Below are 10,887 nucleotides of genomic sequence, written 5' to 3' on the forward strand. Positions count from 1 at the left end.
GTTAGGGTGGGGGCACCGCACCCGTTCACTTCACCTTGTAAAGCTGGAAGTACCGCCCCTCCTGCACCAGCGTCAGATGCTCGGGCACCGGGTTGGCGCGGCCCGGCTCGCTGAACAGCACATAGACGTAGCCGAAGCGCCGGGGCCAGTCGGCCCAGTAATGGTTGTCGCGCAAGCCCGGCTGGCGCACCGCGTCGGCGACGTAGCCGATGCGCGGCATGTAGGTGAAATCGCCGTCCAGGTCGGCGTAGTCCGGCTTCAGCAACAACACCTGCTTGCCCGGATGGGTGAAGGCGATGGGCACGAGGCTGGACCGTTCCATCAGCGCCAGCACCGGCGCGTGGTGCAGGCCAAAGGACAGGGCGCGGTCATCGGTGAACTGGGTGGCGCGGAAGATCGACTTGTGCAGCGCCTCGTCGGCGTAGGTGGCGAGCACGGTGCTGCCCGGCTCGATCCGCTGCAAGGACTGGCGCACCTCCTCCAGCAGCGGGTCCACCTTGGCCAGCCCCACCCCGGCGTCGGCGCTGCGCAGCAGCGACAGCGCGACCACCACCGCGAGGAAGCCCGCCCGCATGGCCGAGGTCGCCAGTTCCCAGCGCACGAAGCCCAGCGCGACGAAGGCGATGCCGATGGGCAGGCGGCTGTCGGCGAACCAGGAGCCGAACAGGACCAGCGGCATCGCCGCATAGACCACCAGCCCCAGCGCAATGGTGATGGCGCCGACCGGATGCAGCCGCAGCGCCCCGCTCCACAGCCCCCAGGCGATGCCCAGCCCGACGGCGATCCCCGTCACATAGCCGACCGTGTCGGCGTACCCGCCGAACAGGAAGTCGAAGCCCATCAGCTTCGCCGTGCCGACCCACAGCACCGCGTCGGCGAAGCCGGACGACGGGCTCATCAGCAGCAGCGGCGGCACGATCAGGAAGGGCAGCCCGAAGGCCAGCGCGTCCGGCAGCGCCCGCCGCGGCTCGCGCCAGCCGCCGTTCCGCCACAGCCGCCAGCCCTCGAAGGCCAGCAGGGTCAGGCCATAGAGCCCGAGCGCGAACAGGTGCGAGATGAACAGCAGCAACACGATGCCGAGCGAGGCCAGCCCGCGCTGCCAGGGCGCCCGCTCCCGCATGACGATCCAGCCGGCGATTCCCCACAGCGCCAGCCCCAGCCCGAACAGGTAGTTGAACAGGCCCATATAGGTGGACAGCGTGTAGAGGAACAGCCCGGCGGCCAGCGGCCCCAACTCCACCCGGCCCCAGACGGCGCGGTAGAGCGCGATGGAGCCGGTGACCAGCAGCAGATAGCTGGCGGTGACGAACAGCCGGCTCGCCGTGTGCACGCCGATCAGCTTGGCCAGCGGCGGCACGACGATGTCCATCACCAGATTGGGGATGATCGCCCAGCGCACCATGTAGAATTGCGCCAGCGCCGGGTCCTGGTCCAGATGGGCCAGGGCGTACATGCGGGTGACGTGGTTGACGTAGTCGCCCAGCGCCGGAATCTCGAACATCCAGACGGGGATCGAGGCCGCCACCAGGATCAGCAGGGCGGCGGGCCAGACATACACGGACTCGGCGCGCGACGCCGACTGCCCGTCGAGGGTGAAATCCCTGAACATGCGGCCCCCCTCAGACGCTTTTCGGGAAGGACTGGGGCGGAGCGGCGGGGGCGGCAGCCGTGGGCGATGCCTGCAGGTCCTGCGGATAGCGGTTGCGCAGGCCGGCCCGGTAATGGGTCCAGAAGCCGCGCAGGCCCTTCACGTCGGCGCGCCGGTGCAACAGGTAATAGAGCGTGTATTTGACCATCATGCGGGCGATGGACTTGCGCTCGTAGGTGGCGTGGATGTAGCCCATGTTGCGGAAGAAATAGGGGGCGCGGTTCTCCGGCATCTCCTCGACGGTGCCGAGAAAGCCGCCGGCCAGCGGGCGCTGTGTGCGGCGGTTGCGCGGGTGGACGTGCAGGGCGTGCACCGCCGTCCCGTCGCGCAGCCCGGCCCGCCGCGCGCGCAGCGTGAACTCCCACTCGTCGCCCCAGATGAACATCTCGCGCTTGATGTTGCCGATCCGCTCGAACACGCGGCGGCGCAGCAGGGTCCCGTTGAACAGCGCGATGGTGCCGGGCACGATGCCGTCCTGCGCCGCGGCGGTGAAGGCGTCGGCCTTGGTGAAGCCCTGCATGGTGAAGGCCAGATCGCCGCGATCCTCCGCCGCGACCACGGTCGGCCCGACGAGGTCGAGGTCGTGCCGCTCGCCCTGGCGCAGCAGCTCGGCGAGCGCGCCGGGCGCCGGAATGCCGTCGTCGTCGGTGCTCCAGATCCAGCGGGCGCCCAGCTCCAGCGCCGTGGCGAAGGCGGTGTGGTAGGCGCCGGCGGAGCCGATGTTGGCCTGCCGGACCACCAGAAGCTCCGGCATCACCGCCCGCTGCTCGGCCAGCCATTCCGCTGTGCCGTCGCTGGAGCCGTTGTCCACTACGACGATGCGGTCGGGCCGCGGCTCCTGCCCATGGATGGCCGCCAGACAGGTCTTGAGCAGGGCCAGACGGTTGTGGGTGACCACCACCGCGACGACCGGCGTCTCCCAGGGCGTATCCCGAGGCCGTTCCTGGGCTCCGGTGTCCAACGTCCGGGGCGTCTGGGCTTCTGACATTCGGTTTCCGTCCTTCGTCTGTGCCTTGGGGCGTCTGTGTCATGGGGCCTTGGGGCCGTGCCTCGAAGAGGCCACCCCAAGTTTTTTGCTTTGCGAAGAGAGGGCAATGCCCCGGACGGAGAGGGGCGGCACCATTCGCATAGCCCATAAGGAGAAAAATCAGCTCAGACGCATCCAGCCGGTGCCCCACAACCACAAAACGGCGAATCCCATCGACAAAAGGGTCATCGGGATGCCGCAACGGGCGTGATCCACAAAGCCGAGCCGGACGCCGGAGGCCGCCGCCCGCTCCACCACGATGATGTTGGCGAGGCTGCCGGGGATCAGCAGGTTGCCGGCCAGCGTGGACAGGATCGCCAGCCCGTAAAGCGCCCCCTCCGGCGGCGACGGCCAGGCGGCGAGCAGCAGGATCACCGCCGGCACGTTGCCGATGCTGTTGCTGGCCGCCAGCGCGAGCGGGGTCATCACCGCCAGCCGGTCGGGCAGCCAGCCGGCGGCTTCCAAACCCGACACGAACTCGGCGGGGAGGCCGGTCAGCTTCAGCGCGTGGTTGATGGCGAACAGCGCGGCGAAGAGGACCAGAAGATGCCAGTCCACCATGCCCAGCATCCCGCGCGAGGCCAGCCGCCGGCTGATCAGCATCGCCCCGGCGACCAGCAGCACGCCGATCTCGTGCGGCAGGTCGGTGGTGAAGAGGCCGAGAAGCACCAGGGTCGCCACCACCGCCTTGCCGAGCTGCGCCCGGTCGAGCGTCACCGGCTCGGCCCCGCCCTGCCCGGCCGCACCATCCTCAGGCTCGCCGAAGCGGCCCCGCCAGGCGAGCCACACCACGGCATACACCACGACGAGGCCGACCAGCGCCGGCACCCCGCAGACCGCCAGGAAGCGCCAGAAATCGAGGTGGCCCATCTGGCCGATCAGGATGTTCTGCGGGTTACCGATCACCGTCGCCGCCGAGCCGGCGTTCGCCGCTCCGGCCAGACCGATCAGGTAGGGACGCGGGTCGAGCCGGCGGGCCAGCAGCCCGACGCAGAGCATCGGCGTCATGGCGAAGACCACCACGTCGTTGGCGAGCACCGCCGACAGGCCGCCGCCCACCGCCACCGTCACCGCCAGCAGCCGCGCCGGGGAGCGCGCCGCCTGCGCCACCCGCAGGGCGCACCAGTCGTAAAAACCGCTGGCCGCGTACTGGGCGGACAGCACCATCAGCCCGAACAGGATGAACAGGGTCGGGAAGTCGATGGCCTCGGTCACCTGCCCCGATTCCAACGCCCCGATGGCGAGCAGCAGGATCGCCGCGACCAGGGCGATACCGGTGCGGTCGATGCGCAGGCCGGGAAAGCGCCCCAGCGCCATGCCGACATAGGTGACGACGAACAGCGCGACGACCGTCAGCGTCATGGGCGGGACGGCCAAAAAGGGATTGGGCATGGATGGGGGGTTCGCTGCGGGGTGAAGGAAGCCCCTCTATAACGGCCCGGCATCGGGTCAGGCCATAGGCGCCAAGCCGAGGTCAGGCCAGCGTGACCGTCATTCCTTCCCGCGCGGCGAAGCAGTGTGGGAACACCGCCTGGGCGGCCGCCTCGATGGCGGTCATGGCGGCGTCGTCATGGTCGGGGTCGTGATGGAACAGCACCAGTTGCTTGACCCCCGCCGCCTGCGCCAGCCGGACGCCCTCGGTCCAGGTGGAATGCCCCCAGCCGATGCGGTTCTGCCATTCCTCGTCGGTGTAGGTGCTGTCGTAGAGCACGAGGTCGGCGCCGTCGATCAGATCCAGGATGTTGCGGTCGGGATGGCCCGGCACATGCTCGGTGTCGGTCACGTAGGCGAAAGACTTTCCCAAATGCTCGATGCGGTAGCCGGTGGCGCCGTCCGGATGGTTCAGCAGCGCCGTGCGGACCTGCACCCCCTCGCCCAACGCGAAACGGTCCCCCGCCGTGATCTCGTCGAAGACGATGTTGCTTCCCATCGTGCGCATCGGCACCGGAAACAGGGGACGCTCCATCTGCCGCGCCATGGCCGCTTCGATGCCTGGACTGCCCTTCAGATGGCCGGAGACGATGCGCAGGTGGAAGCCCTTGCTGTAGGCCGGGGCGAAGAAGGGAAAGCCGCAGATGTGGTCGAGATGGGTGTGGCTCATCAGCAGGGTGGCCTCGGTGGCGCCCTCCTTCAGCAGGCGCTTTCCGAGCATACGGATGCCGGTGCCGGCGTCGATGACGATGCGCTGGTCGCCAGCCTGGACCTCCACGCAGCTCGTGTTGCCGCCGAAACCCATATGGGACGGCAGTGGGCAGGAAACCGTACCCCGAACCCCCCAGAAGGTCACCGAAAAGCCCATACCGACCTCAAGATGCCAATTTCCGGGCCGCCGCGCCGCATCGAGCGTGCGGGTAGGGACCGTTAAGACGGGATTTTAGCATGGTTTTCGGTTTACGCGGTGATGACCGTCACAGCCCCGCCGGTTCCAAAGAGGGAGGCCGTCCCCTTCCGGATTGGACCAGGGTCAATGGCCCCCGGGATCAACTGGTCCACAGGATGCTTTCGATGAACCGCTCGCAGGAACGGCGGTGCGGGCAGTCGGCGCAACCTGTGTCCGAACAGGGCAGCCCGGCCTTCAAAACGGTCAAACCGTCCACCAGCCGGTCCTTCGTGGCCTGATCAATGACGTCCGCCACACACACGTCGCGAATCGCCTCCGCGACGAGGTCGTCTTCCCGGTCCGGTACGGTCACGATCTGCCTGAGAACCTGCATGCGAAACACCTCTCTGTGGCTCAACTGCACCACAGGGGTGTTTCGCTAACATTTCAGGCGGGCCGCTCAAAAGAAACGAATTGCTGCAATACGACACGCCTATTTGCAAGAGCCGGCCGAATCCTGAACGATCACTCCGAACCAGCCGAGCCCCTTGTAGGTTTCATAGCCCGGCGTCACGGCGAAGCCGACCACGCGCCCCTGGTCGTCGGAATAGCTGCCGTGCCCGTGGCCAGCGGTGCGCAAGGGGAAGCTTTCCGTCAGGACACCCCGCCGGTCGGACGCGGCGATCACACGGTGACGCCTGTCAACCAGAAGGCAGCGCGTCCGCGAGCGCTCCTCGTCGGTCAGGCGGACGGAGTCGACCACGCCCTGGGATTGAACCTGCCAATCGAAGAAGACGCCAAGCACACCGATCACGGAGCCGTCCTCCTCGCCGCCGGCTCGGATGGCCGTGGCGTAGGTGGCCACGGTCGCGCGGTCCAGCAGATCGTTGGCGCCGATGTCGGCCACCGCGAATTCGGTGCCGCTGCGGGTCGCCATCGCCTCGCGGAACCAGGATTCGGACGCGACCGAACTGCCTATAGGGCGGCGGTAGCGGTCGGGCCGCCCGTTTGCCAGAACCACACCCTTGGCATCGACGACCCAAAGGTCGAGATAAACCGTGTAGGCGCCCAGGATGACGCCCAGCCGCTGCGCCGCATGGCGTCGGTTGGCCTCGGACGGATCGGCGGCGCAATCCACCACGGCGCCGTCGGTGGCCCACCAGCGCACATCGCAGGACCGCTCGTACAAATTGCGATCGATGATGTCGATCATGTTGAGCGCCAGATCGGCGAGACGCCCGCCGCGCAATTGCGAAACCAAGCGGTTGCCGAGCGTGTTCAACGCGTCGGTCTGCACCGCCATCTGGGCGCGCAGTTCCCCGCCGATGCCGGTGATCCGCTCCGAGATGGCCTTCACCTCCTGGGCCACCACGGCGAAGCCGCGCCCAGCCTCCCCGGCACGCATCGCCTCGATCAGGGCGTTGAGCGCCAGGATCTTGGTCGTGTTCGTAACGGCCTGGATCTCGTCCATCTTGCGCGTGGCAAGGTCGGACACGGCGCGCGACAACGCCACGATACGCTCGGGCATGAACATCACCTCCAAGGATTATCGGTGACGACCCCCAAGGATGACCGAACAGCCATTCATCGGCTCATTCAATCATCCGCAACCCACCCGAGCCGCATTGAATCGACGCAATCACAAATCCGCAACACAGAATGCCGAGCGGAATTGCGCCGCCCCCTGCGGCGCAATGTCATCCCCCGGTATGCGAATGCGGGCCGGGTCAGACCTTATAGGCCAGACGCAGGCCACCCCAATGGCGTCCGCGTACGGTGATCGGAGCAGACACGTCCTTCATCAGGGCGTACTGGCCGCCCCCCATGTCGCGCCGGTAGGTCTGGAGCAGGAACGGCTTCGTGCTGCGCCCGGCGGCCAGACCGACGCGGTCGTTGAAGATGCGGCGGTTGCGGCAGTTGGCCGCGTTCCATGTCGGGTCAGACCCTTGCGGTTGACTGAACCTGCGGTTGTGGGTCGGCAGATAGCCGTTGGAATCGACCGCCACGCAAAAGACGATGCGGTCGCTTTGCCCCAGCAGCGAATCGAGCACCCTCGGCAGCACGCGGTCACAGAACTCCGTGAAGCGGGTCATGTGCTGCTGCGGGTTGGAGCCGGGGATGGGCTGGTAATTGCTGTCGAAGAGGTCGCCCTCGCGAACCTCGCCGCGTGACAGCGCATCCTCGAAATCGGCGGAGATGCGCGACGCGGCGTCGGAAACCAGGCGGATGAACGGCGTGTCCACCGTCTCCACATCCAGTTCGGCGGTGATGCCGATGAGCCGCTCGCTCATGCCGACCAGCGTGTTCACGCGGTCGCGCGCCTGGGCCAGGTTGTCGCTGGACAGCTGCACGCCGACCGCGAGGTCGTCGATCTCGTGCTGAAGCTCCTCGCAGTTGGCGCCGATCTCCGAGGAGGCCGCGTCGATCTTGTCGGTCTCACCGTTCAATTCCGACATGGCCCGGCCGACGGTCTCGATGACGGCGCCGATGGCGGTGGTGCCCTCGCTCACCGCTCGGGCCTTGCCGGCGCTGGATGCGCTCTCGGCCATCAGGCGCTGCGCCTGGTCGTTGAGATATTTCAACGTGGCGTCGATCTCCGTCGTCGCCTCGCTGGTCTTCTTGGACAGGGCCTTCACCTCGTTCGCCACCACGGCGAAGCCGCGCCCGGCCTCACCGGCGCGGGCCGCCTCGATGGTCGCGTTGAGCGCCAGCAGGTTGGTCTGCTTGGCGATGACGAAGATTTCCTTGGCGACACGGCCCACGCGGTCGAGCGCCTCCTGAAGGCCGGCGATCTGCCCCTCGATGCCCCCCACCGCGGCGACCAGGGCATGGATGTCGTTCATCGACCGCTGCACCCGGTCGTGGGAGGACTCGACCTCCTGCCGGGCCTGCTCGGTCACGGATCGCGCCACGGTCGCGGCGGCGGAGATGCGCTGCGTGCTCTCCGACATCTTGTTTCCGGTACCGCGCAACTGCGCGAAGACGTTGGCCTGATGGCCGAGGCGGCCGTTGACCTCCTCCACATGGCCCGCGATGTCCGCGATCTCGATGCCGAGATTGCCCGCTTCAGTGGCAATGTCCGCGATCAGATGAGAGCGGCCGCCGAACGCACTGTCCATTTTTCCGCCATCCGTTTCACAAGAATGCGCAGAGCGCTAAAATCCAATGCAATTATTACCGAACCCTTACAATAGCGCAACGAAGGAAGGGTCATTCCAAAGGGCAATATGCTCAATTATTGCGCTCTGGTAACCCGACCGCAACCGAAGGCGGAGAAAGTGTCAATCCGCGTCGCCATCGCCGGCGCGCCCGTCGGCGATGCGATGGTCCAGCCGCTCGTCCTGCAATCCGGCAGGTTCCTGGTGAATCAGGACCTCGGCACCGGCGAAGGCTTCCTTCAGGCGGTTCTCCACCCGGTCGGTGATGTCGTGCGCCCTGGCGACCGACAGCGACGGGTCGAGTTCCAGGTGAAGTTCGATGAAGGCGCCGATGCCGGAACTGCGGGTGCGCAGATCGTGCATCCCCGCGACGTCCGGTTGCGCCATCACCAGCGCCGCGATGCACTCCCGCTCCTCCGCCGGCAGTTCGCGGTCCATCAGAATGTTGAGCGCTTCCCTGGCGACCTTGCGGGCGCCATAGAGCAGGAAGGCGGCGATGCCCAGACCGAACAGCGGATCGAAGGCGCTGATGCCCGTCCATCCGGTCAGCAGGATCGCCAGGATGACCGCGGCGTTCATCAGCAGGTCGCCGGAGTAGTGCAGCCGGTCCGCCCCCACCGCGACCGAGCCGGTGGCGGTCACCACATGGCGCTGGAAGGTGATCAGGCCGGCGGTCAGCAGGATGGACAGCAGCATCACGGCGATGCCCACCGCCCCCTCGCCCACCGGCTGCGGGGTGATGAGACGGCGCACCGCCTCGATGGTCAGGAACAGGGCGGAACCGCCGATGAAGGCGGCCTGGGCCAGCGCCGCCAGCGCCTCCGCCTTGCCGTGGCCGAAGCGGTGCGCCTCGTCCGGCGGGCGCAGCGCCGTCCGCACCCCCAGCAGCGTCACCACCGAGGCCATCATGTCCGTGCTGGAATCGATCAGCGACGACAGGATGCTGACCGAGTCGGTCGCCAGATAGGCCGCAAGCTTCGCCAGGATCAGCGTGAGGGACACCGACACGCTGGCGTAGGTGGCGTACCGGCGCAGCCGGTGCGAACGCGACTCGCTCATGAGCATCTTCTTATGTGATGACGGCATCCGTCCTTTACGGGAAAAGACGCTCCGTCGTCCAGCGCGCCGGCTCCTGGGCCGCCGGTTCGCCCTCGCGCAGGTACAGAATCCGCTCGTGCAGGCGGAAGGGGCGGTCCTGCCAGAACTCGATTCGCCGCGGCAGGATGCGGAATCCGGTCCAGTGCGGCGGGCGGGGGACGGCGCCCAGACCGAACTTGGCGGCGAACTGGGCGACCCGCTTCTCCAACTCCCACCGGCCTTCCAGCGGGCGCGACTGCTGCGACGCCCAGGCGCCGATGCGGCTTTCCCGCGGGCGGCTTTCGAAGTAGGCGTCGGCTTCCGCGTCGGACACCTGTTCCACCGCACCCTCGACGCGGACTTGGCGCTTCAACGTCTTCCAGTGGAAGCACAGCGCGGCGTTGGCGTTGGCCAGAAGCTGCTCGCCCTTGCGGCTCTCCGTGTTGGTGTAGAAGACGAATCCGCGCGGATCGATGCCCTTCAGAAGCACCATGCGCACCGACGGCGCTCCTTGCGCGTCGGCCGTGGCCAGCGCCATGGCGTTGGGATCGTTGATCTCGCTGCGGGTGGCCTCGCCCATCCAGTCCTGAAACAGGGCGTACGGGTCCCGGTCGTTGGATTCGCTCATATTCCCCTCGTCGCGCGGCCGTAGGCCCATAGTTTCAACGTTGGGTTTCGACGCCGGCCACGGCGCCTTCCCAGTTCACAAATATGCCCAATTCACAGATAGGACAGCCTCGCATATATGAGTGTCCACCGGTGCGCCAGAAGCAAGGCATGCCGGCTCCCAACCTTTCGAGGCAGCATCGATGTTCGTGAAGAAGCTCGTCCCGGCGGCGATGGCGATCGCCCTGCTTGCGGGTTGCGTCAGCACCTCCAAGGAAGCCAACAAGAACGCCGAGACCGTCGGCGGCCGGATCTCGTCGACCTACGGCAACGCGTCGGGCAAGGTCGCCTCCTCGGGCACCGGCCCCCTGCTCGGCGCCTTCATCGGCGGCGCGGCGATCGAACCGTCGGACGCCGCCGCCGCCGAAACCGCGGCCAAGCGCGCCTACTCCGCCCCGGTCGGCGACAAGATCGGCTGGACCAACCCGGCGACGGGCCATTACGGCTCGCTGACCACGACGCGTGAGGGCTACAACAACGCCGGTCAGTACTGCCGGGAGTTCCATCAAACGGTAACCACAAAGAGCCAGACCGAATTGGCCTACGGAACCGCTTGCAAACAGGCCGACGGTACGTGGAAGATCGTCGCCAACTCGTAATGCCTCATCCCCGGGCTTCGGGGTGGAATAACTCTGTTCGTGGAAAGCATGCGTGACCCTTATCAAATCCTCGGCCTCCCCCGCTCCGCGAGCGCCGACGACATCAAGAAGGCGTACCGCAAGCTCGCCAAGGAGTTCCACCCCGACCTGAAGCCCGGAAACGCCGCGAACGAGGAACGTTTCAAGGAAATCTCGGCGGCCTACACGCTGCTGTCCGATTCCGACAAGCGCGCCCGCTTCGACCGTGGCGAGATCGACTCCTCCGGCCAGGAGCGGCATCACGGCTTCGGCGCCCGCTCCCGCGCCAACGCCGGGCGCAGCCGCGCCTACAGCGGGGCCGGGGACGATTCCTTCTTCGGCGGCGAGGACTGGTTCTCGGACCTGTTCAGCGG

The 10,887-nt window shown here is 67.2% G+C and carries 11 protein-coding genes; 2 read left to right on the plus strand and 9 right to left on the minus strand.

Features of this window, described 5'->3' with window-relative positions; translation table 11 throughout:
* Positions 1–25: 25 nt before the first annotated feature.
* The 9 genes from GBZ26_RS21135 to pdxH form a co-directional block, all read right to left on the minus strand.
* Positions 26–1,609 carry a hypothetical protein gene (locus GBZ26_RS21135; protein ID WP_174440535.1) on the minus strand — a complete coding sequence of 528 codons (1,584 nt, stop codon included), beginning with the start codon at positions 1,607–1,609 and terminating at the stop codon, positions 26–28.
* Positions 1,610–1,619: 10 nt separating this feature from the next.
* A complete protein-coding gene (locus GBZ26_RS21140; RefSeq protein ID WP_174440536.1) occupies positions 1,620–2,636 on the minus strand; it encodes a glycosyltransferase in 1,017 nt (338 codons plus the stop codon).
* A gap of 159 nt (positions 2,637–2,795) precedes the next feature.
* Positions 2,796–4,067 (minus strand): SLC13 family permease, encoded by a 1,272-nt coding sequence (locus tag GBZ26_RS21145; protein WP_246653624.1) that lies wholly within the window; start codon positions 4,065–4,067, stop codon positions 2,796–2,798.
* 82 nt (positions 4,068–4,149) lie between these two features.
* A complete protein-coding gene (locus GBZ26_RS21150) occupies positions 4,150–4,974 on the minus strand; it encodes an MBL fold metallo-hydrolase (protein ID WP_174440537.1) in 825 nt (274 codons plus the stop codon).
* A 181-nt stretch (positions 4,975–5,155) separates the two neighbouring features.
* Positions 5,156–5,389, minus strand: coding sequence for a hypothetical protein (locus GBZ26_RS21155; protein ID WP_174440538.1), 234 nt, complete (start codon positions 5,387–5,389; stop codon positions 5,156–5,158).
* Positions 5,390–5,488: 99 nt separating this feature from the next.
* A complete protein-coding gene (locus tag GBZ26_RS21160; RefSeq protein ID WP_174440539.1) occupies positions 5,489–6,523 on the minus strand; it encodes a methyl-accepting chemotaxis protein in 1,035 nt (344 codons plus the stop codon).
* Positions 6,524–6,722: 199 nt separating this feature from the next.
* Positions 6,723–8,114 carry a methyl-accepting chemotaxis protein gene (locus tag GBZ26_RS21165; RefSeq protein ID WP_174440540.1) on the minus strand — a complete coding sequence of 464 codons (1,392 nt, stop codon included), beginning with the start codon at positions 8,112–8,114 and terminating at the stop codon, positions 6,723–6,725.
* Positions 8,115–8,276: 162 nt separating this feature from the next.
* Positions 8,277–9,212 carry a cation diffusion facilitator family transporter gene (locus tag GBZ26_RS21170; RefSeq protein WP_174440541.1) on the minus strand — a complete coding sequence of 312 codons (936 nt, stop codon included), beginning with the start codon at positions 9,210–9,212 and terminating at the stop codon, positions 8,277–8,279.
* A 34-nt stretch (positions 9,213–9,246) separates the two neighbouring features.
* Entirely contained in the window at positions 9,247–9,858 is a 612-nt protein-coding gene (gene pdxH / locus GBZ26_RS21175; protein WP_174440542.1) for a pyridoxamine 5'-phosphate oxidase, read from the minus strand.
* A gap of 181 nt (positions 9,859–10,039) precedes the next feature.
* Between pdxH and GBZ26_RS21180 the strand changes: the two genes are divergently transcribed.
* Both GBZ26_RS21180 and GBZ26_RS21185 read left to right on the plus strand, forming a co-directional pair.
* Positions 10,040–10,495, plus strand: a complete 456-nt coding sequence (locus GBZ26_RS21180) for an RT0821/Lpp0805 family surface protein (RefSeq protein ID WP_174440543.1) — start codon at positions 10,040–10,042, stop codon at positions 10,493–10,495.
* A 48-nt stretch (positions 10,496–10,543) separates the two neighbouring features.
* Positions 10,544–10,887: DnaJ domain-containing protein (locus tag GBZ26_RS21185; protein ID WP_174440544.1), on the plus strand; the 344-nt coding region annotated here is incomplete at its 3' end.

The sequence above is a fragment of the Azospirillum formosense genome (genome assembly GCF_013340925.1).
Taxonomy (GTDB): Bacteria; Pseudomonadota; Alphaproteobacteria; order Azospirillales; family Azospirillaceae; genus Azospirillum; species Azospirillum formosense.